The organism is Maricaulis virginensis, from assembly GCF_027922185.1.
GTDB classification, from domain to species: Bacteria; Pseudomonadota; Alphaproteobacteria; order Caulobacterales; family Maricaulaceae; genus Maricaulis; species Maricaulis virginensis.
The window spans coordinates 1-20,593 of sequence record NZ_BSFE01000015.1; the positions used below are offsets into that span (position 1 = coordinate 1).

The following is a 20,593-nucleotide window of genomic DNA, read 5'->3' on the forward strand; positions in this document are numbered from 1 at the left end:
TTTTATGGGGAGGTGGATCGCCGCAAGGCGGCGAGACGGAGGGGCGCCGCGCCAGCGGCGATGTGTCAGCGACAAGCTCCACCGCCTCCCGGCGCTCCGCGCCGGCCCCTTCGACCCCTCCTTCGCCAAGGCTATGGAGGGCCCACTTCCCCACGAAATGGGGAAGAAAGAGCACCGAGCCGCTTTCCCCGGATTTATTCCGGGGTCTGGCGGCGTTTCAGATGCAGGCTCAGCCGGACCCCGGCACGGGGGGCGGGGGAAGTGGAGAGAAGTGGGGAAGAATTCTGCCTACACCCGCGAAATTCTACCGCCGGAGACCGCGTGGCGGGCGCCGGTGGTTGAGGGGAGGCTGGTGGGCAGGCCGCGTTCGACGCGCACCGCCAGCCAGGCGAAGGCCTCGGCTTCCAGGAGGTCGCCCCGCCAGCCGACGGCCTCGACCGGTTCGGCCGCGACGCCCAGATGTTCGCCCAGCATCCGCATCAGGGTCGGGTTCAGCCGGCCGCCGCCGGTGACCAGGAGACGATCCGGCCGGCCCAGGCGTGTGATGGCATCGGCGACACTGCGGGCGGTGAAGGCGGTCAGGGTCGCGGCGCCGTCGGGCGCGGCGAGATTGCGGACGGGCTCGAGGGTGAAGTCCCAGCGGTCGAGGGATTTGGGCGGCGCCAGCGCCAGGAAGGGATGCTGCAGCAGATCGTCCAGCGTCGCCTCGTGCACCCGGCCGGACGCGGCCAGCGCCCCGTCCCGGTCGAACGCCTCGCCGGTATGGCGGGCACACCAGGCATCGATCAGCCCGTTGGCCGGCCCCGTGTCGAAGGCGACCGGATCGCGGCCGGGCGCCATCCAGGTGACATTCGCGACACCGCCCAGATTGAGGACGGCAATCGCACCATCCAGGCCCGCATGATCGGCCAGGGCGCGGTGATAGAGCGGTGCCAGGGGCGCGCCCTGCCCGCCGGCCAGCATGTCGGCAGTACGGAAATCATGGACGACATCGACGCCCAGCCGGCTGGCCAGCTTGGCTCCGTCGCCGATCTGCAGCGTCTGCCCGCTGCTGCCGCCCGAGGGCGCGCGATGCAGCACGGTCTGGCCGTGAAATCCCACCAGTTCGACGGCGTCCAGATCCAGCCCGGCCGCAGCGGCGACACGCTCGGCGGCCTCGGCATGACGGTCGGTCAGCACGGCCTCGGCGCGGCGGAAATCCGGCGCGGGGCCGGTGAACTGCCAGTCCAGCGCGGCATCCACGGCGGCCTGCAGGATGGCCCGGTCCTCGCGGGTATAGGGCACGGTTTCGCCGGGCCCGAAGGCCGCGATGCGCACGCCATCGGTCTCGATCAGGGCGGCGTCGATACCGTCCAGCGAGGTGCCGCTCATCAGTCCGATCACGCGTTTCATGTGCGGCCCCTCTTTTCTCGGCGCAAAGCTCGACCTAGAAGCGCTCTATCAGGAGAGCGATCATGAGCGAATACAAGTCCGAACTCGTGCGCGTGCTCGTCGAGCGCGGCTATCACTTCCAGTCCACCGACCTTGAAGGCCTCGACAAGGCGGCCAGCGAAGGCGTGGTGACGGGCTATATCGGATTCGACGCCACGGCGTCCTCGCTGCATGTCGGCTCGCTGGTGCAGATCATGATGCTGCGGCGCATGCAGCAGGCCGGCCACAAGCCGATCATCCTGATGGGCGGTGCGACGACCAAGATCGGCGATCCGACGGGCAAGGACAAGGTCCGCGCCATGCTGGACGACGAACAGATCGCGGCCAACAAGGCGAGCATTCTGCAGCCCTTCTCGCGTCTGATGTCGATCGGCGACGGTCCGACCGACGCGATTGTCGTGGACAATAACGAGTGGTTCGCCGAGTTCGGCTATCTGGAATTCCTGCGCCGCTTCGGCACGCATTTCACCATCAACCGCATGCTCACCTTCGAGTCGGTGAAACAGCGCCTGTCGCGCGAAGAGCCGATGACCTTCCTGGAATTCAACTACATGCTCCTGCAGGCGGTCGACTTCCTGGAACTCAACCGGCGCACCGGCTGCACGCTGCAGCTGGGCGGCGGCGACCAGTGGGGCAATATCGTCAATGGCGTGGAATTGTGCCGCCGGGTCGACCAGAAGGAAGTCTACGGCTTTACCACGCCGCTGGTCACGACGGCGTCGGGCGCCAAGATGGGCAAGACCATGGATGGCGCGGTCTGGCTGAATGCCGACATGCGCAGCCCGTACGAATACTGGCAGTTCTGGCGCAATACCGAGGACGCCGATGTCGGCCGTTTCCTGCGCCTGTTCACCGACCTGCCGCTGGACGAGATCGCCCGGCTGGAGGCGCTGGAAGGCGCCGAGATCAACGACGCCAAGGTGCGCCTGGCCAATGAGGCGACGACGCTGCTGCACGGGGCCGATGCCGCCCGCGAGGCCGAGGCGACCGCAAGACAGACCTTTGCCGGCGGCGGCGCGGGCGATGCCCTGCCCACCGTCACCTTCGACATGTCGGATGAGGCCGTAACGCTGGTCGGCCTGTTCGTCGAGGCCGGCCTGGCCGGTTCGAACGGCGAGGTACGCCGCCACATGAAGGCCGGTGCCGCCAAGGTGAATGACGCCCCGCTGACCGACCCCTTTGCCCGGCCGACGGCGGATCTGGTTGTCGAGGGTGCGATCAAGCTGTCGGTCGGCAAGAAGCGCCACGCCCTGGCCAAGCCGGCGTAGGAGGGCTCGCCCCGCTTGCGGGGGAGCTGCCCGCGCTAGCGGACTGAGGGGGCAGCGCGCAGCGGCGCAGAGCGCGGAAGCGCGCAGACATACCCCCTTCGACCTCACCCGGCCCAAGGGCCGGGTTCGGCCACTTCCCCCGCTCACGCAGGGGAAGCCTTGTGCTGCGCTATTCGTCCGGCCCTGTTTCTCCAGGTGTGTCTTCCGGCTCGGGAGCGGCCTCCTCCACACCCGCGTCACGAGCCCGGTCACGGGCGGCGCGTTCGGCGGCCGTGCCTTCGAAAATCCGGCGCAGCACGCCCGGTGCCAGGGCCGAGAGCGGATTGGCAAAGACGGTGAGGCTGTCGAACGGCCCCTCGACGGAATAGGTGATGCCGATCACGCCCTCGCCGGGCCGGGAGACCAGAATATCGCCGATCACCGGCACCCCGCCGAACAGGGAATTGAGCGCGTAGGACGGGGCGAGATTGCCGTCGATCGCGGCCCGCTCGGATGCAAAATCGATTGTTCCCGCGGCCGTCACGCCCAGCGCATTGCCCGCCGCACGGGCATCGCCGATGGTCATCAGGCCGTCCTCGTAGAGCAGATCGGCATCGATCCGGTCGAACACGATCCCCTCGCCATTGAGCAGGGCCGCTAGCCCCTGGAAGGAGCCGGCGGCGAGAATCCGGGCGAGAATCGGCACGCGGACGAGCGTCAGATCGGTCACTTCGAGCCGGGCCGACAAGGGCCCTTCCGTGCCCAGGGGCGGCGCAGACCCCAGCATCGCCATACGTCCGCCCAGGGCATAGGATTCCACCCCGAACAGCGAGGCGACCCGTTCGACACTCGGCGCCTGCAGGCGGAATTCGCGTGCTCCGCCGGGTTCACTGGCACCAAAGGCAGCCTGGAAGGAGCCGTCCATGGTCTGGCCGGAAACGGAGAAGGCACGGATCCCCTCTGCTTCGCTGCGCCAGATCAGGTTGAAATCGTCCAGCACCGAGCGTTCCGACAGGATGAGCCGCGCAATATCGGCATTCACGGACAGGGGCATCATCCCACCGCCCTCACCCAGCGACGTCAGCTGAGCCACGAAATCGGACACATCGACATACTGGCCGGAGAGCTGCAGATCGAGCGGCGCACCCGCGGTTTCCGGCACGACCAGCCGGGCCGATATATCCGCCAACCCCTCGATGAAGAGCCGGTCGAGATCCACGCGCTCCAGCCGGGTTCCCGCCGCCATGACGAGGCTGCCGGTCACTTCCATTCCCTCGCTGCGCACGGCGAGCGCGTCGACGGAATAGCGGCCCGTCTCGTCCACGGAGATGCGCAGCTCGGCCTCGCCGGGCACGCCGGCCGCCTTGCTCCACGCGCCGCCGGGCGTTTCCAGCAGCGCCTGTTCCAGATCGGCATGAAGATCGATTGACCGGAAATCCAGACCGTCCGATACCGCCTCGCCGGTGAGACGGACGGGGCCGTCGAAATAGCGCCGCACCGGGATATTGAACACATCCAGCGTCGCCGCCGTGACATCGGCCGACAGGCCGATCCGGGTCGAGGCCGCATCGTCGGGCAGGCCGAACGTTTCGGTCCAGTCGATATGCACCGGCGTTTCGCCGAACAGGGCATCGCCCGAGGCTTCCAGCCCCTCCTGGCGCGCGGATATCGCGATCTCGCCGCCGGTCAGTTCGATCGGCGTGCCGGGGACATTCAGGCTGACATTGGAGAAAGTGCCGTCGATGAAGAAGGGGATTTCCTCGACCGGCACATCGGTCAGCATGGCCCGGCGGATCTCGAAACGCATCTCGCCCTGCCCGCCGACCAGCGCCGGGTCGAGCCCGTATTCCGATGGCAGGTGCAGCGGCGGCTCGTCGATCAGGGCCAGGATATCGGACGCATCACCGTGGGCCACGCCGCCATAGCGGGCAACCGCCCCTTTCGGGTTGAGCCGCGGGATGTCGACAAAACCGTCGACCAGTTCGATATCGCCGATACGGCCGCTTTCCATCGCGACCTCGAACGCATTGCCGCGCAGGACGGCATGTCCGCGGCCCTCGACCAGCGGCGTCATGGTGGAGATGTAGAGGACAGAGGCGTTCTCGAAATCGAAGCCGAGCGTCATGCGCTCATTGTCCATCTGCTCGGCTTCGATATCCCCGGCCCGCAGATCGAGATCGAAACGCGCATTGTAGAAGCGGCCGCCCAGAATGCGCTCCTGCACCCAGCTGCGGGCGCTGTCGGCCAGCTCTACCGGCCAGTAGGCCAGTACGGTCTCGGGCTGCACATCCCCCACAATGGGCCCTGCCAGGCGCAGATTGGGAAGGAAGCGGCCATCCCCGGCCCGGCTCAGCGACACCTCGCCGGCCAGCTCGGCGCGGATCGTGTCGACAGCCAGTTCGAGCCGGTCGAACGTCGCTGCATACTCGTCCAGCCGGATCTCGCCCTGGGCGATCAGCGCCTCCCATGACGGATCGCGCTCGAACACATCGCCCAGCGCCACGAAGCCTTCACCGACACGGATATCGAAGCGGCCGCGCGTCGGCAGGGCGCCGGTATAACCGCCGATTTCCGTCACCTCGCCCTCAAGGCGGGCCGAGAATACATCCGACTCGATCCAGCCTTCATGGATACTCATCGTGCTTTCGACCGGGTCGAACCGGGCAGAGAGGTGCGCACCGGCGATCCGTCGGGCTTCGCCGCCTGTCAGGATCTCGCCATCGCCGACATCCAGGACGATGGAGGCGGTGCGGATCCCGCCCTGGCGCGTCGCATCGACGACAAAGTCCAGATAGACCGGAGCATCGACCGCCCGCAGCGGCGCCAGAGGCCCGCTGTCGGGCAGCACACCGGCAGGGGACAATTGCTGGAAGCGCGCCTCGAACAGCAGCGTCTCCAGATCGGCACCGGCCTGCAGGCGCAGCTCGACCGGTGCAAAACCGGAGGGGGTCGCGAACTGGCCCTCGATCTCGGCCAGGATGCGCGTTTCGTCGCGCTCGAAGCGCACACCGGCATCATCCACCAGCCAGGCGATGCCGCTCTGGGCATCGACGATCCGCACGGCGGCCTCTTCGATACGCACATGCTGCAACCGGCTGAGGCGGCTGGCAGGGTTCTGCGGGTCGGCCAGGAGCTGGAAGAGGCTGGCACTTTCATCGCCGCCCCGCTCGGGCAGCTGCGCATTGGCGGCGACGCGCTCGGCACTGCCCAGCCCGGCCCCGACAGCGCCATCGGCCCGGCGGACGAGCGAGAGCGAACCGCCCTGGATGTTCAGAGCGACCGGCTCCAGCCGGCCGAGCAACAGTGCGTCGACCGCGAGACCGGCCTCAATGCGCGGCGCCCGGGCGATCACATCGCCGGTCGCATCGGCAACCGTCACATCGCCGGCCATCAGCATGAGGGCGCGCGTCTGCGGATCGAAGCCGGCCTGCAACCGGCCGAGCGCCACGACATCGCCCTCGAAGGCCTGCGCCAGCATGCGCTGGGCATCCTCGCGCAGGAAGTCGAGTTCAACCGGACCGCTGGACAGACGCCACAGGATCGCGGCAATGCCGAAGATCGCCAGCGCCAGCAGCACGGCGACCGCCTCGAGCAGATAGATCAGGCTCCAGCGCAGGGACTTGCGCAGCATCAGCGCCTCCCGACCGCAGCGGGAAGACTGGACGCGCCGGATTCTACGCGCATTTTACACTCATCAGCCCGCATCCACGGCAACAAGCGCAAGAGGGATATGATGAGCGAACTCAAAACCGGCGACCTTGCTCCGACTTTCAAACTGCCCGCCGATGGCGGAAACGAGATCGACCTGGCCGATCTGCGCGGCAAGACCGTTGTGCTCTATTTCTACCCGAAAGACGATACGCCGGGCTGCACCACGGAAGCCATCGACTTCACCCGTGCGCAGGCCGGTTTCGAGGCCGCCAACACGGTCGTCATCGGGGTATCCAAGGATAGCGTGCAAAAGCATGACAAGTTCAAGGCCAAGCATGACCTTTCAGTGGCACTGATCGCCGACGAGGCCGGCGAGATCTGCGAAGCCTATGGCGTCTGGGTGCTCAAGAAGCTCTATGGCCGCGAATACATGGGCATCGAACGCGCCACCTTCCTGATCGGTCCGGACGGCAAGATCGCCGAGATCTGGCGCAAGGTGAAGGTGAAGGGCCATGCCGACGTCGTGCTCGAGGCGGCCCGCAAGCTCGCCTGATGAGCGGCGAGACGCTTCTTCACCTGGCCCTGCAGGTTCTGGAAACGGCGGAACCGCGCGCCAAGGCGGCGGCTGCGCGGGCTGCCGCCGGGGCCTGGACCGGCGGCAGCGTGCCGCTTGGCGGGCCGGTCGAGGCACCTGACCGTCCGGCCCGGCCTGAAAAGCCGGCCTGCGTGGCGCCCGGCAAGGTTCCGCGCCGCCGGCTCAATACGCTCGCCGGCCGCTGCGCCCTGATGCACGCGATCGCCCATATCGAGTTCAACGCGATCGACCTCGCCTTCGACATGGTCGTCCGCTTTGCCCATGATTCGACTCTGGACGATGCCCGGCGAACGGAATTCGTCACCGACTGGATCGGTGTCGGCGACGACGAGGCCCGCCATTTCGAGATGGTGGCTGACCGTCTTGAAGCCATGGGCAGCCATTACGGTGCCCTGCCCGCCCATGACGGATTGTGGGATTCGGCCCAGGCCACGGCCGGCGCACTCGACGCGCGGCTCGCCGTGGCGCCTATGGTGCTCGAGGCGCGCGGACTGGACGTGACACCGGGCATGATCGAGCGGCTCACATCTGCCGGTGACCGGGAAAGCGCCGGAATTCTTCGGATCATTTATGAAGAAGAACTGGGGCATGTCGCCGCAGGCGCCCGCTGGTTCAGACACTTATGCGAAAAATCCGGTCACGAACCGGCGTCACATTTTCAGACCCTGGTAACCAAATATTTCCGCGGGCGCCTCAAACCTCCCTTCAATACCGATGCGCGCATGCGTGCCGATCTGCCGGCGGATTTTTATGGTCCCCTCGTCTGAGACGGCGCAGCTCTTGCATTGGCGTGTATTGATATCCAGCGGGCTTTTGTGTCACATGCTCGCGCAGGGAATTTGGGGCAGGCAAATCTAAGCGGCGTAACGCATGTTATCACGAGTCAAAGAAGCTGTTTGGGGAACGGCTCAGCGCTGGTTTCCGGATCGGCAGATCTATCACCGGAGTGACGGGCAAGTCCGTTATTTCGCGATCTCCACCGGCGTCCAGATCGGCGCGCTCCTCGGGGCGACAGCTCTGGCCGGGTGGCTGTGTTTCTCTACCGTTTCCGTCGCATTCCACGGACGCGCCATCGCGGCAAAGGATGCCGAGATCGAGCGCGACCGTATCTACTATCACCGCATGGTCGCCGAGGCCCAGGCCAATGAGGCGACCGTCATCTCCTTCATGGAATCGCGCATGGAGGAATTCGATCGCACCGCCTACGAATTCCAGATGCGTCACGAGACGCTGCGCCAGCTGGTCAGCTTTGCCGAGCAGCTGACCGGGACGGAAATGTCCCCCTCGCCCGCGCTCGACGATGGCCGGGTCCTGATGGCGGCGGCGCCTGCCGACCCGTCACCGCGTGAAGCGCGCGACCCCATGGCCGCCGTCGCATCCGTCACCTCCGACGCGCCGGAAGACCAGATCGCCTATCTCATGGGCGAACAGGATGCGGTGCTGGCCCGCGCGGAAGACGCCACCGAAGCCCGCCTGCAGAACCTGCGCGCCGTGCTGCGCCTGACCGGGCTGGACATAGAGGACGTGATTGCCGATCAGCGCGATGGCGAAGAACGCGGCGGTCCCTTCCATCCGATTTCGGAGACCGATCTTTTTTCCGCCGGTTCCAATCCGAATTTCGAGCTTGATGATGCCTTCTCCTCCCGCATCAACCGCATCGCGGCACGCCTGCTGGAAGTAGAAGAACTCGAGGATTTCGTGACCTCCGGCCCGTTGGGTATTCCCATAGGCGATACCTATCGCCGCACATCGGATTTCGGGGTCCGGATCGATCCGTTCAACGGACGTCCCACCTCGCACTATGGTCTCGACTTTGCCGCCTACCGCCGGGCGCCGATTATTGCGACCGGCCCTGGCGAAGTGATTTACGCCGGTTGGCGCTCGGGCTATGGTCGCACCGTGGAGATCGACCATGGTTACGGCTTTGTGACCCGTTATGGCCATCTCCACGAAATCGCAGTGCGACGGGGCGATACGGTTGACCGCGGACAACTCATCGGGGGGATGGGGTCCACGGGACGCAGTACCGCGACCCATCTGCATTATGAAATTTGGTATAACGGATCGGCCATCGATCCGGAACGTTTGTTGAGAGCCGGCCAGTATGTTCAACAAGGCTAAAGAGACCTCGTCCTCCGACAGCGGAGCGTCGTTTGCCCCTCCCCCGAAAAGGACCGCCATGAAATCGAAAGCTCCGTCCATTCTGTCCAGCGATCTGGTTCTGACCGGGTCGATTGTTTCCGATGGCGAAATCCAGCTCGACGGCCAGGTCGACGGTGATGTTCGCGCCGGATCCCTGATCATCGGCGAGGACGCCTCCGTCTCGGGCGAAGTCTCTGCCGAGACGGTCGTGATCCGCGGCAAGGTGACCGGCAGCGTCCGTGCCCGCCAGGTCCAGCTCGCCTCGACCGCACGCATCGAGGGCGATATCGTCCACGCGACGCTCTCCGTGGAAGCCGGTGCCTATTTCGACGGACACTGCCGCCACTCGTCCGATCCGGTACAGACCGGCGACGCTACGAAGTCGGCAAAGCCGAAGGTCGATGCACCGAAGACCGACAGCAAGCCGCCGGCTCCGGGCAAGCCCGACCCGCTCGACTCGCTCGAGCCGCCGGTTGCGGCATCGAAGTCCGGCTTCTAGGCCCGGCTTCAGATACAGAACGACAGAACCGGCGCCCTTCCAGGCGCCGGTTTTTTTCTTGCCTGCAGCACAATTGGCGGCGGTCTTGGCGGCACTGGCCACGCATTGAAAGACATGTTTGTTTTTTAAACTTGTTGATGATACATATCGATCAACCTGATTGGAGACCGTCATGTCCAGCAAACCCGCGAACCGCCTCCATGCACTCGATGCCGTCAGAGCCATCGCGCTCCTGCTCGGCGTGGTGCTGCACGCCTCGATGTCCTTCATTCCCGGCCCGCCGGTCTGGATCATCCAGGACAACGCTGCCGCAACCGAATTTTCTCTGCTCTTCTACATCCCGCACATGTTCCGCATGGTGCTGTTCTTCCTGATCGCCGGCTATTTCGCCCGGTTCGTTCTGGAGCGCCGCGCCATTGCGCGCTTTGCGCTCGACCGCGGACAGCGGATCCTTCTGCCGCTCGTTACACTCTGGCTGCCGATATTCATCGCCATCGCCAGCGTCTTCCTGTGGGGCGTGGCAAAGGCCAATGGCGGCGAACTGCCGGACCAGGAGGCTCCGCCGCTCACCATCGGCACCTTCCCGCTGACCCATTTGTGGTTTCTCTACCTGCTGACCGCATTCTACCTCGTCAGCCTGCCGCTGACCGCCATGATGCGCGCCCTCGACCGCAAGGACCGCACCGGCAGCCTGATCGACGCGGCAACACGCGTGCTGGCCACAACACCGCTGGGCGCCGTGGCTCTGGCCCTGCCCGTCTTTGCCTGGTTTGCCACCGCCCCGTTCTGGATGCAGTGGTTCGGCATTCCCACGCCGGATACCGGCCTGGTTCCGAACAATGGCGCCCTGATCGCCTACGGCACCGCGTTTGCGGCCGGCTGGGCCGTCCGCCGCAACAGCGAACAGGTCCTGTCGGCCTGGAAGCGCAGCTGGCACGTCAATCTCGCCGCAGCAGTCGCCCTGACGGTTGTGTGCCTGTCCATCACCGGTATCGCCCCCTTGCTGATGCCGGCACAGCCGGGAACGGACCGGCTGATCTATTCCGCCGCCTATGCACTGGGCATCTGGACCTGGACATTCGGCCTGACCGGGCTCGCCCTGCATGTCTTCAGCCGGGCCAGCCGCACCTGGCGCTATCTCGCCGATGCGTCCTACTGGGTCTACCTCATGCACCTGCCGCTGGTGATGGCACTGCAGGTCGCCCTGTCCGATGTCGCCCTGCCCGGCGTGCTCAAGCTGACCTTGATCGTCGTGTTCTCGATGATCCTGCTGCTGGCAAGCTACCAGATCGGCGTACGCCACACATGGCTCGGCCTCTGGCTCAATGGCCGCCGGCCCAGGCCGGACGAGCGCTCATCCGCCCTGCCAGTTGCCGATAAGGCCTCCGCGTGAATCGATCCATACTGCCCGGACGTGACCCGCGAAGGCCCGTCCGGGCCCTTGCCCGAGAGACAGATCATGACCGACAAGCTTGCTGATGTCCGTGCCGACCTCGCTTTCATGCGCGGTCTGGCGGCCGGCGATGAAACGCCCTCCCATTCCCTGGGACTGGTCCTTTTCGTCTGCGGCGGCCTCTATGCCGTGCAGACCTTCATCCAGTACCTCTCTTTTGGCGGTCATGTGGACCTTCCCCGACTCGCCGACCTGGCTGTCGTGGTGATCGCGAACGCCGGTGTGCTGGGCACGATCGTCACGGTCACCATGCGCGACTGGTCGAAGGGACCGAAAACCCTCTCCGGCCGGGCCTATGAAGCCGCCTTCATCGCCGCCGGCCTGATCAATCTGTGCCTGGTGGTGATTTTCGGACTGATGTCCTACCGCACCGGCAGCGCCGAACCCTGGCTGGTGCACGCCGAAGTCGTCTTTGCCCTGTTCGGCGGCACCTGGTTCATCGCTTTCCGCCTGCGCCGCCGCCTGTGGCAGGGCGCCGTCTCGCTGGGCTGGTTTGCCGCGGCCATCCTGCTGGCCGTGAACGGCGTGAATAATCGCTTTTTGCTGATCACCAGTCTCGCACTCCTGCTGCTGATGTCCTTGCCGGGCTATCTGCTCATGCGGGCAGCGCGGCCGACACAAGCCAAGGCATGACGGCGCAACCGTGAGCAGTATCGACGATATCGACGACATCATTCACGGACGTATCCGGCTGGGCGTGATGACCCATCTGGCCAATACGGATGTGGCTGATTTCACCGAACTGAAGACGGTGCTCAATGCGACGCAGGGCAATCTGTCGATCCACCTGCGCAAGCTTGAGGACGCCGGCTATGTCGCCATCGACAAGAGTTTCCTCAACCGCAAGCCGCTGACCCGGGTCCGCATGACACCCGCCGGCCGCAAGGCTTTCGCCGCCTATATCGAGGCGATCGGCCGGCTGCTGGGTCAATCCGGAGGTGGCGACGGCTAGAGCGGCAACCCCGAAAACAGGCCCATGGGATGATGGGTCCGGGCGACGGTGACGATGAAAAGGAAGACAGTCGCCGCGGCGGCGGTCGCGACCAGCCGCACGGGTGCCGGACGCGCCGGCCGCAAGGCGATGATGCCCAGGGCGATGTAAACGACGAGAAGCACGACCTTCACCGTCAGCCAGGCATCCGCGAACGGGTACTGGCCGGTCACCACGGTCAGCGCGATCGCGGAGGCGAGCAATACGGTGTCGATTGCATAGCTGCTCATGCGGACGGGCCGCAGGCGGGGCCAGCCGGCACCGGCCAGATTGACGGCAATCGCGCGAACCAGGAAGAAAATCCCGCTCAGCGCAATCGTCGTCATATGGATGTGGCGCAGCGCGGTGTACCAGCTCTCCATGTCGTCAAACCCCGCTCGCCGCCCTAGCCCTCGGCCTCGTCGTCGCCACCGACCCGGGCGGCCAGGGCCGCCGCCATGAACGCGTCGAGATCGCCGTCCAGCACGCCGGACGTATTCGACGTTTCCACATTCGTCCGCAGATCCTTGACCATCTGGTAGGGCTGCAGGACGTAGGAGCGGATCTGGTGGCCCCAGCCGATCTCGGTCTTGCTGTCGGCCTCGGCCTGGGCCGCAGCCTCGCGGCGTTGCAGCTCGACTTCATAGACCCGCGCGCGCAGCATGTCCCAGGCCTGGGAGCGGTTCTTGTGCTGGGAGCGGTCGTTCTGGCACTGCACGACGATCGGTTTTTCCTCGCCGGGCATGTCATAGGTCAGGCGCACCGCACTGTCCGTCTTGTTGACGTGCTGGCCGCCGGCCCCGGAAGCGCGATAAGTGTCGGTGCGCACCTTGGATTCGTCGATCTCGACCTCGATCGCATCGTCGATCTGCGGGTAGACGCCGACCGAGGAGAAGCTAGTGTGACGCCGCGCCGAACTGTCGAAGGGCGAAATCCGCACCAGCCGGTGCACACCGCTTTCTGTTTTCAGCCAGCCATAGGCATTTTCGCCCTTCACCAGCAGCGTCGTGGACTTCAGGCCCGCCTCTTCGCCGGCCTGTTCTTCCATCGTCTCGACCTTGTAGCCATGGGCATTCGCCCAGCGCGAATACATCCGCGCCAGCATGGCGGTCCAGTCCTGGCTCTCCGTACCGCCGGCGCCGGAGTGGATTTCCAGGAAGGCGTCATTGCCGTCGGCTTCGCCGGAGAGCAGCGTCTCCAGCTGGGCGCGGCGCATGCGTTCGGCCAGCTGTTTCAGGCCGGACACCGCCTCTTCGACCATGTCCGCATCGTCTTCCATTTCGGCAAGTTCGATGATCTCGATCGCGTCGGACAGCTCGCGCTCGGCTTCGACAACGGTCTCGATCGCCGATTCCAGGCGATTGCGCTCGCGCATCAGAAGCTGGGCCTTCTGGGGATCGTTCCAGAAGTCCGGGGCTTCGGATTTCGCGTTCAGCTCGTCGAGGCGCTTCTGGGCAGTATCCCAGTCAAAGACGCCTCCTCAGCAGGCCCACTGCCTGCTGGATTTCGTCGGAAAGGCTCTGGATTTCAGGTCGCATGATGGCAAGGATCTGGCTGATTCAAACGGGTGTGTCTGCCGGGATAGAGGGGCACGGCACGCGAGACAAGACGGTCAGTACAGACCGCCCAGCTCGTCGTCTTCCGGATCCTCTTCCTCCTCCTGCTGCGTCTGCTGCGAGAGCAGCAGGGCGAGCGGGTCGTCGCTGACGCTGTCACGGGCAAAGGAGAGCCCGCTTTCCTCGTCCTCGGAGGTGCGCGACGGTTCCGTTCCGGGACGGAAGGCTTCCAGGATCACACCGGACTGGCCCAGAGCACCGGGCGTACCGTTGGTGCGGTCGATCGGTACAAGGCGCACGCCCTCGGGCACACGGAAAGGCGCAACCGGATAATTCTCCAGCGCGACCTCAAGAAAGTCGCGGGCGATCGGCGCGGCAACACGCCCACCCGCTTCGCTATTGCCCAGCTGGTAGGGCGTGTCGAAACCGACATAGACACCGACCACAAGGTCCGGCCCGAAGCCGACAAACCAGGCATCGCGGAAATCATTGGTCGTGCCGGTCTTGCCGCCCAGCGGACGGCCCAGCGGCCGCAGGGCCGTGCCCGTTCCGCGTTCGACGGCGCCTTCCAGCATGTGAACGACCTGATAGGCCGTCACCGGATCGACGACTTCCTCGCGCGTCTCCGGAAATTGCGGCTCGTGCAGCTCCGGCGACCATTCGGAGACGTCGCAGGTGTCGCAGGGCAGGACTTCGTGGGCAAAGATCGTTGAGCCCGTGCGGTCCTGCACCCGGTCGATGATGGTCGGTTCGACGCGGCGGCCGCCATTGACCAGCGTCGCATAGGCCGAGACCAGCCGGTAGAGTGTGGTCTCGCCGGCACCCAGCGCCATGGCGAGGACGGGCTCGAGATCGTCATAAATGCCGAAGCGTTCGCCGTACTCGGCGATCGGCTCCATGCCCATTTCCTGGGCCAGGCGCACGGTCATCACATTCCGCGACAGCTCGAGGCCGAGGCGCAGCGTAGACATGCCGTAATAGCGTTCCGAATAGTTGGACGGCATGTAGAAGCGCTCGTCCGGACCGCCGGTCGCGATGAAGGGCGCATCCAGGATCAGGCTGGCCGGCGTATAGCCATTGTCCAGCGCCGCAGCATAGACGAAGGGTTTGAAGGACGAGCCGGGCTGGCGGCGTGCCTGGGTGGCGCGGTTGAACTGGCTGTGCTGGAAGGAATACCCGCCCACCATCGCCAGAACGCGGCCGGTGTGCGGATCCATGGCCAGAATACCGCCATTGATCATCGGCACCTGGCGCAGCCCGTACTGGCCTTCGGAATAACCTTCCTGGTCGGCAATCGAGGCGACAAGGACCACATCGCCCTCGCCCAGCACATCGGACGGGCGATTGACCGCGGCACCGAGCAGGCCGTCCGGCAGGGTTTCCCGGGCCCATTCCAGGGCCGACATCGGGATTTCGCCTTCTTCACCGTTCAGGAAACCGATCCGGGCCGTATCGGCCGTGGTTTCCAGCACCGTGGCCGGCATCCAGCCCTCATCGAGATCGCCGGGGATCTCGACTTCGGACAGGCGCTCGACCCAGCCGTCGCCGGTTTCGATCGTGGCGAGCGGGCCGCGATAGCCGTGGCGGCGGTCATAGGCTTCCAGCCCGTCGCGCAGGGCACGCCGCGCAGCCAGCTGCATCGAGGTGTCCAGCGTCGTGCGGATCGACAGGCCGCCATCATAAAGCTCGTCCTCGCCATACATGGAAAAGACTTCGCGGCGGACATTCTCGACGAAATACTCGGCCGCCGTATAGGTCGCACCGGACAGGCGGTCGACGGTTTCCAGCGGCTGGGCCTGGGCCTCGCGTGCGGCCTCTTCCGAGACATAACCATTCTCGGCCATCCGCTCGATCACCCAGTTGCGGCGGGCGATCGCGGCCTCGCGATTGCGTTCGGGGTGATAGTTCGAGGGCCCCTTGGGCAGGGCCGCCAGGTAGGCGATCTCGTGCAGTTCCAGCTCGTCCAGCGACTTGCCGAAATAGTTCAGCGCCGCCGCTGCCACGCCATAGGCGCGGTTTCCGAGATAGATCTCGTTGAGATAGAGCTCGATGATCTGGTCCTTGGTGAAGGCGCGCTCGATCCGGCGCGACAGGATCATCTCGCGCACCTTGCGCTCGATGCGCTGTTCCGAGGACAGGAGGAAGTTCTTGGCGACCTGCTGGGTGATGGTCGAAGCGCCCTCGAGGCGGCGTCCGTTCAGAACATTGCCGATATTGGAGATCGCCGCGCGGATGATGCCGCGCAGGTCGAGACCGCCATGCTCGTAGAAATTCTTGTCTTCCGCGGAAATGAAGGCGTGAACGACATTCTGCGGGATATTGTCGATCGGCACGAAAACGCGATGCTCGCGCGCATATTCGGCGATCAGCAGGCCATCGCCGGCATGCACCCGGCTCATGATGGGCGGCTGGTATTCGGCCAGCTGCTCGTGATTCGGCAGGTCGTCGGTGACGCGCACCACATAGACAGCCGCAGCCACGAAGGCGATGACGCCCAGCACGACAGCGGCGATGCCGCCCCACAAAGCGGTGCGCATCAGGTTACGCAGAGTAAAAATCTTCATTACGCCCTCTGGCCGCTGCTCGACATGCAGCCCTCATCGTGACGGTCGGCACGATACCCAAAACCACGGCCGCATTATGGCCGCCTGCGGTCCGCGATCATAGAGGGTTACCGCGTCCGGGTAGCAACCGTGTCACTGCCGGCGAACTGCACGTCGTCGCCGCGCTGGGCAAAATAGCTGTCGATGCCGCGAACCACCGCCGACATCTGCGTTCGCCGGGCACTGGCCGAGGTGAGATTGCTCTCGTCCGTCGCATTGGTCAGGAAGCCCATTTCCAGCAGGACGGCCGGCACGCGCGGATCCAGAAGGACAAAGAGATTCGCCTGGCGGTGCGGGTTGGCCAGCAGCGGCCCGGCCGAGCCGAGATGCTGCAGCAGGACTTCGGCAAAGGCCGAGGACTGGTTGCGCTTCTCGCGCAGTTCCAGTTCCACCAGGATGTTGTTCACATCGACCTGCATCGTGTGATCGGCATCCTGGCGGGCGCGCTGGCGGGCCCGGTTCTCGGCCGTGTCGTTGAGCGTGTAGACCGCCGCGCCGCGAACCCCGGAATTGCCCGAGGAATCCGCGTGCAGCGAAATGAACAGGTCCGCGCGGACATCCGCCATCACGGCGACGCGCTCGCCCCAGGACGGGTAAACATCGCGCTCGCGGGTCATGAAGACCTCGTAGCGTCCTGTCGCCTCAAGCTGGCGGCGCAGCTCGCGCGCAGCTTCCAGGGTGACATCGCTCTCATGCGTACCCGACCGGCCGATGGAGCCGGGATCGCTGCCGCCATGCCCCGCATCGACCACGATGACACGGCGCTCGCGTTCCGGCGGCACGTAGACCGCCTCGACGCGCTCCGCGATCAGGGAATCGAGGCTTTCCGCCCGGGTGTGGGAAAAGCCGGAGGACGACTCGAAGGTTTCCGCCGTAACACGCTCGACATCGATCACCAGGCGGTGATTGCCACCGGGATCGCTCGGATCGAGCGCGAACTGGTCAACGATGACGGCGGGGTGCTCCAGTTCGAACACGACGCGCGAGCTGGACGTGGAGTTGTTGAAAAAGCGGAAGGTATCGACGAGGCCGTGCCCCATCCCCTCGCCCGTCGTCAGTCCGGACACGGACCAGCGCATGTCGGGCATGTCGACGACGAGACGGTCGGAAAACCCGTCCAGGGTGAAGGCGCGAAAATCGGCAGGTTCAGCCGTTTCGATCACGACGCGGGTGCGTTCGCCGTCGACGCCGAAGCGCACGTCACGGATTTCCTGGTCCGCAAGGCTTGCGCCCACGAAACTCAGAAAGCCCGCAATGGCCGATACAAACAAACGAATCCGCATTTCCACACCATCTTCGCTACCGTGATTCCCAAACGGCTTTTTTGCCAGACTAGGGCGCGGAGCTTGACGTTTCGTTGATGCCCCCCGAAGAAATTTCCTGCAATCACGGGACGGCGACAAACACTTTTCTTCGCGTTTGGAATGTTGCATGTTGCCAACGCCTTGGCGACCTCGCGTTTTTGTTCGCGGATCGGGCCGCCGGGCAAGACCGGCCAAGCCTGCAGGGCCGCCGGAATCACTATCGCCGTTCCGGACCTCCAGAAGGCCGGAGCCCCGACCGCCGCGCCCGACGCCCTCACAGCAGGCCGGGAGGCGCACATGGTAACTGCCGATGCGCGAGGAGCGCCTGATGCAACGTCGATCGCCAGTGTTTTCGAGATCGACGACGACAGGCAGCCCCCCGTCCATCACACCCCCGCCGCCGCCGGCGATTTCCACCGTTCCACCGGAACGGTCCGTCCTGCAGGCGTGCGCAGGAGAGACTTTTAATGTCCAAGAAAATGCTGATCGACGCAGGTCATCGCGAAGAGACCCGCGTCGTTGTCGTAGACGGTTCCAAAGTTGAGGATTTCGATTTCGAGGCGGAAGCCCGCCGGCCCATTCGCGGCAACATCTATCTCGCAAAGGTCACGCGCGTAGAGCCGTCGCTGCAGGCGGCTTTCGTCGAGTATGGCGGCAATCGCCACGGCTTCCTGGCCTTCAACGAAATCCATCCCGACTACTACCAGATCCCCTATGAGGATCGTGTCGCCCTCGCCGAGGAAGAAGCCTCCGCCGCGCGCGAGGAGGACGAGGAACCGCATGTCGAGGAAGCCGCAGCTTCCGACGACGCCGAGGATGGCGAGGACGCTCCGGAAGCGCCGGAAACCATCGGCGACGATTCCGAAGACGATGTGGACGATGCCCAGGCGGCCCGCCGCCGCCGGCAGATGTTCCGCAAGTACAAGATCCAGGAAGTCATCAAGCGCCGCCAGATCCTGCTGGTCCAGGTTGCCAAGGAAGAGCGCGGCAACAAGGGCGCGGCGCTGACGACCTATCTGTCGCTGGCCGGGCGCTATTGCGTGCTGATGCCGAACACGCCGCGCGGCGGCGGCATTTCCCGCAAGATCTCCAACGCGGCCGACCGCAAGCGCCTGAAATCCGTGGTGAACGAGCTCGACCTGCCCAAGGGTGTCGGCCTGATCATCCGCACCGCCGGCGCCAGCCGCACCAAGACCGAGATCAAGCGCGATGCCGACTATCTCGTCCGCCTGTGGGAGAATATCCGCGAGCTGACGCTGAAGTCCGTCGCGCCGGCGCTGATCTATGAGGAAGGCAATCTGGTCAAGCGGGCCATCCGCGATCTCTACGACAAGGAGATCGACAGCGTACTGGTCGAGGGCGAGGAGGCCTACAAGGAGGCCAAGGCCTTCATGCGGATGCTGATGCCGTCGCATGCCAAGAAGGTGCAGCACTACAAGGAGACCGTGCCGCTCTTCCTGCAGCACCAGGTCGAGGCACAGCTGGAAGCGATCTACTCGCCGATCGCGCCGCTCAAATCCGGTGGCTATATCGTCATCAACCCGACCGAGGCCCTGGTTTCCATCGACGTCAATTCGGGCCGCTCCACGCGTGAGCGGAATATCGAGGCGACGGCGCTGAAGACCAATATGGAGGCCGCTGCCGAAGCGGCCCGCCAGATGCGTCTGCGCGACCTGGCCGGTCTCATCGTGATCGATTTCATCGACATGGATGAGAACAAGAATAACCGGGCCGTCGAAAAGAAGATGAAGGACGTGCTCAAGCGCGACCGGGCCCGCCTGCAGGTCGGCCGCATCTCGCAGTTCGGCCTGATGGAAATCTCGCGCCAGCGGCGGCGGACCAGCCTGCTCGAAGGCTCGACCGTCCCCTGCCCGACCTGCCGCGGTTCCGGCCATCTGCGCTCCACCGAGTCGAGCGCCCTCGTCGCCCTGCGCGGCCTGGAGCGCGAGGCCACGCGCGGCAAGGCAAAGCGCGTGCGCATCTCGCTGCCGACTGCCGTTGCGATCTACATTCTCAACGACAAGCGCGATCACCTGCTGGCGATCGAGCAGCGCTTCGCCATTCGCATCGCCGTGGCCGCAGACGACACGATCATGGCGCCGGAATTCACGATCGAGGCGCTGGAAAGCCGCGAACCGGGCGACGAACTGCCCGTCGCACCGCTCTCCGTCGAGTCGATCGAGGAGATCGATATCCCCGATCCGGTGGAAATCGAGGACGAGGCCGAGGAGAGCCGCGAAGCTTCCAGCCGCCGGCGCCGCCGCCGGCGCCGCCGCAAGCCGGGTTCCGGCGAGGACACGTCCAGCGCGATGGATGTGATCAAGGTCGAGGATGGCGATGCCACCGAAGCGGCCGATACCGGTTCTGACGAAGACGGCACCGAAGACGGTGACGATCAGCCCCGCAAGCGCCGCCGCCGCGGCCGCCGGGGTGGCCGTGGCCGCCGCCGCACTGCCGAGGGGCAGAACGACGAGCAGACCGCTGACAGCGACGTCATCGAGGGCGAAGCCCGCGAGGTGATCGAAGACGCGCCGGCCGAGGAGGCCGGAGCCGTGGCCGAGCCGGTTGCCGACGCCGGGACCGTCGAGGAACCGGCTGCGGAAGAAAAACCCAAGCCGAAGCGCCGGACCCGCCGCAAGAAGACGGACGAGACCGATGCCGCCGCCGAGGCGGCCCCTGCCGCGGAAGCCGTCCAGGCCGAGGCGCAGGAAGCCGCCGAAGCACCGGCTGCCGAGGAGGAAAAGCCCAAGCGCCGGACCCGCCGGCCGCGCAAGAAGCCGGCCGACGCCGAGGCTGCACCGGCCGAAGAAGCCCAGGCTGAAGCGCCCGCCGAACCGGCTGCAGAGCCGGTGGCGGAGGAGAAGCCCAAGCCGAAACGCCGGGCGCCGCGCCGCAAGAAAGCCGAACCGGAAACCGCGCCGGCAACCGAGGCCGAGGCTCCGGCCGAGGACACCGCGACCGAAGAACCGGCTTCGGAGCCGGCTGAGGAACCGAGCCCGGAACCGGAAGCCCGGCCTGAACCGGCCGCTGCCGATGCGGGCGGCAAGGCCGACTCCAAGGCTGACGACAAGCCCAAGCGCCGCGGCTGGTGGAACCGGACCGGCCTGTTCGGCAACTGATCGCAGACCGGCCCGGACTCTCG

The 20,593-nt window shown here is 65.5% G+C and carries 15 protein-coding genes; 9 read left to right on the forward strand and 6 right to left on the reverse strand.

The genetic code is table 11. The features are described 5' to 3' along the window. Positions 1-288: 288 nt before the first annotated feature. Positions 289-1,392, reverse strand: coding sequence for an anhydro-N-acetylmuramic acid kinase (locus tag PKE71_RS16920; RefSeq protein WP_271188193.1), 1,104 nt, complete (start codon positions 1,390-1,392; stop codon positions 289-291). Between the two features lie 62 nt (positions 1,393-1,454). Here PKE71_RS16920 and tyrS point away from each other — a divergent pair, with 62 nt between their 5' ends. Beyond that, positions 1,455-2,699 carry a tyrosine--tRNA ligase gene (gene tyrS, locus PKE71_RS16925; RefSeq protein WP_271188194.1) on the forward strand — a complete coding sequence of 415 codons (1,245 nt, stop codon included), beginning with the start codon at positions 1,455-1,457 and terminating at the stop codon, positions 2,697-2,699. Between the two features lie 169 nt (positions 2,700-2,868). On the opposite strand, the gene PKE71_RS16930 is transcribed toward tyrS, so the two are convergent. Then, positions 2,869-6,309 (reverse strand): DUF3971 domain-containing protein, encoded by a 3,441-nt coding sequence (locus PKE71_RS16930; protein ID WP_271188195.1) that lies wholly within the window; start codon positions 6,307-6,309, stop codon positions 2,869-2,871. A 102-nt stretch (positions 6,310-6,411) separates the two neighbouring features. Between PKE71_RS16930 and bcp the strand changes: the two genes are divergently transcribed. The 7 genes from bcp to PKE71_RS16965 all read left to right on the forward strand — a co-directional run bounded on the left by bcp (position 6,412) and on the right by PKE71_RS16965 (position 11,970). Beyond that, positions 6,412-6,882: a thioredoxin-dependent thiol peroxidase gene (gene bcp, locus PKE71_RS16935; RefSeq protein ID WP_271188196.1), complete on the forward strand. Its 471-nt coding sequence runs from the start codon at positions 6,412-6,414 to the stop codon at positions 6,880-6,882. Continuing rightward, positions 6,882-7,691, forward strand: a complete 810-nt coding sequence (locus tag PKE71_RS16940) for a ferritin-like domain-containing protein (protein ID WP_271188197.1) — start codon at positions 6,882-6,884, stop codon at positions 7,689-7,691. Before bcp ends, PKE71_RS16940 begins: the two co-directional genes overlap by 1 nt. A gap of 103 nt (positions 7,692-7,794) precedes the next feature. Beyond that, positions 7,795-9,045, forward strand: coding sequence for a peptidoglycan DD-metalloendopeptidase family protein (locus PKE71_RS16945; RefSeq protein ID WP_271188198.1), 1,251 nt, complete (start codon positions 7,795-7,797; stop codon positions 9,043-9,045). Positions 9,046-9,103: 58 nt separating this feature from the next. Continuing rightward, the gene (locus PKE71_RS16950) at positions 9,104-9,565 is read left to right on the forward strand and encodes a bactofilin family protein (RefSeq protein WP_271188199.1); all 462 of its coding nucleotides are present in this window, start codon (positions 9,104-9,106) and stop codon (positions 9,563-9,565) included. A gap of 172 nt (positions 9,566-9,737) precedes the next feature. Continuing rightward, positions 9,738-10,958: an acyltransferase family protein gene (locus tag PKE71_RS16955; RefSeq protein WP_271188200.1), complete on the forward strand. Its 1,221-nt coding sequence runs from the start codon at positions 9,738-9,740 to the stop codon at positions 10,956-10,958. Between the two features lie 66 nt (positions 10,959-11,024). After that, on the forward strand, positions 11,025-11,651 hold the full coding sequence (locus tag PKE71_RS16960) for a hypothetical protein (protein WP_271188201.1): 627 nt from the start codon (positions 11,025-11,027) through the stop codon (positions 11,649-11,651). A 10-nt stretch (positions 11,652-11,661) separates the two neighbouring features. Beyond that, positions 11,662-11,970: a winged helix-turn-helix domain-containing protein gene (locus PKE71_RS16965; RefSeq protein WP_271188202.1), complete on the forward strand. Its 309-nt coding sequence runs from the start codon at positions 11,662-11,664 to the stop codon at positions 11,968-11,970. Here the strand turns inward: PKE71_RS16965 and PKE71_RS16970 are convergent. The 4 genes from PKE71_RS16970 to PKE71_RS16985 all read right to left on the reverse strand — a co-directional run bounded on the left by PKE71_RS16970 (position 11,967) and on the right by PKE71_RS16985 (position 17,430). Beyond that, complete coding sequence (locus PKE71_RS16970; protein WP_271188203.1) at positions 11,967-12,371, reverse strand: SirB2 family protein; 405 nt, start codon at positions 12,369-12,371, stop codon at positions 11,967-11,969. The genes PKE71_RS16965 and PKE71_RS16970 overlap by 4 nt on opposite strands. A gap of 23 nt (positions 12,372-12,394) precedes the next feature. Then, a protein-coding gene (gene prfB / locus PKE71_RS16975) for a peptide chain release factor 2 (protein ID WP_271188204.1) occupies positions 12,395-13,526 on the reverse strand; the annotation gives its coding sequence in 2 pieces (ribosomal slippage) (positions 12,395-13,456 and positions 13,458-13,526; 1,131 coding nt in all). 74 nt (positions 13,527-13,600) lie between these two features. Next, positions 13,601-16,108, reverse strand: a complete 2,508-nt coding sequence (locus PKE71_RS16980; protein ID WP_271188205.1) for a penicillin-binding protein 1A — start codon at positions 16,106-16,108, stop codon at positions 13,601-13,603. A 107-nt stretch (positions 16,109-16,215) separates the two neighbouring features. Beyond that, positions 16,216-17,430, reverse strand: a complete 1,215-nt coding sequence (locus PKE71_RS16985) for an N-acetylmuramoyl-L-alanine amidase (RefSeq protein ID WP_271188206.1) — start codon at positions 17,428-17,430, stop codon at positions 16,216-16,218. A gap of 488 nt (positions 17,431-17,918) precedes the next feature. Between PKE71_RS16985 and PKE71_RS16990 the strand changes: the two genes are divergently transcribed. Next, positions 17,919-20,570: an Rne/Rng family ribonuclease gene (locus tag PKE71_RS16990; protein WP_271188207.1), complete on the forward strand. Its 2,652-nt coding sequence runs from the start codon at positions 17,919-17,921 to the stop codon at positions 20,568-20,570. Positions 20,571-20,593: the final 23 nt, after the last annotated feature.

Excerpts from the sequence above, each read along its gene's own strand:
- bcp (WP_271188196.1), top strand. The coding sequence starts at position 6,412 with ATGAGCGAACTCAAAACCGGCGACCTTGCTCCGACTTTCAAACTGCCC.
- PKE71_RS16955 (WP_271188200.1), top strand. The coding sequence starts at position 9,738 with ATGTCCAGCAAACCCGCGAACCGCCTCCATGCACTCGATGCCGTCAGA.
- PKE71_RS16945 (WP_271188198.1), top strand. The coding sequence starts at position 7,795 with ATGTTATCACGAGTCAAAGAAGCTGTTTGGGGAACGGCTCAGCGCTGG.
- tyrS (WP_271188194.1), top strand. The coding sequence starts at position 1,455 with ATGAGCGAATACAAGTCCGAACTCGTGCGCGTGCTCGTCGAGCGCGGC.
- PKE71_RS16920 (WP_271188193.1), bottom strand. The coding sequence starts at position 1,392 with ATGAAACGCGTGATCGGACTGATGAGCGGCACCTCGCTGGACGGTATC.
- PKE71_RS16980 (WP_271188205.1), bottom strand. The coding sequence starts at position 16,108 with ATGAAGATTTTTACTCTGCGTAACCTGATGCGCACCGCTTTGTGGGGC.
- PKE71_RS16950 (WP_271188199.1), top strand. The coding sequence starts at position 9,104 with ATGAAATCGAAAGCTCCGTCCATTCTGTCCAGCGATCTGGTTCTGACC.
- PKE71_RS16990 (WP_271188207.1), top strand. The coding sequence starts at position 17,919 with ATGTCCAAGAAAATGCTGATCGACGCAGGTCATCGCGAAGAGACCCGC.
- PKE71_RS16970 (WP_271188203.1), bottom strand. The coding sequence starts at position 12,371 with ATGGAGAGCTGGTACACCGCGCTGCGCCACATCCATATGACGACGATT.
- PKE71_RS16960 (WP_271188201.1), top strand. The coding sequence starts at position 11,025 with ATGACCGACAAGCTTGCTGATGTCCGTGCCGACCTCGCTTTCATGCGC.
- PKE71_RS16985 (WP_271188206.1), bottom strand. The coding sequence starts at position 17,430 with ATGCGGATTCGTTTGTTTGTATCGGCCATTGCGGGCTTTCTGAGTTTC.
- PKE71_RS16940 (WP_271188197.1), top strand. The coding sequence starts at position 6,882 with ATGAGCGGCGAGACGCTTCTTCACCTGGCCCTGCAGGTTCTGGAAACG.
- PKE71_RS16930 (WP_271188195.1), bottom strand. The coding sequence starts at position 6,309 with ATGCTGCGCAAGTCCCTGCGCTGGAGCCTGATCTATCTGCTCGAGGCG.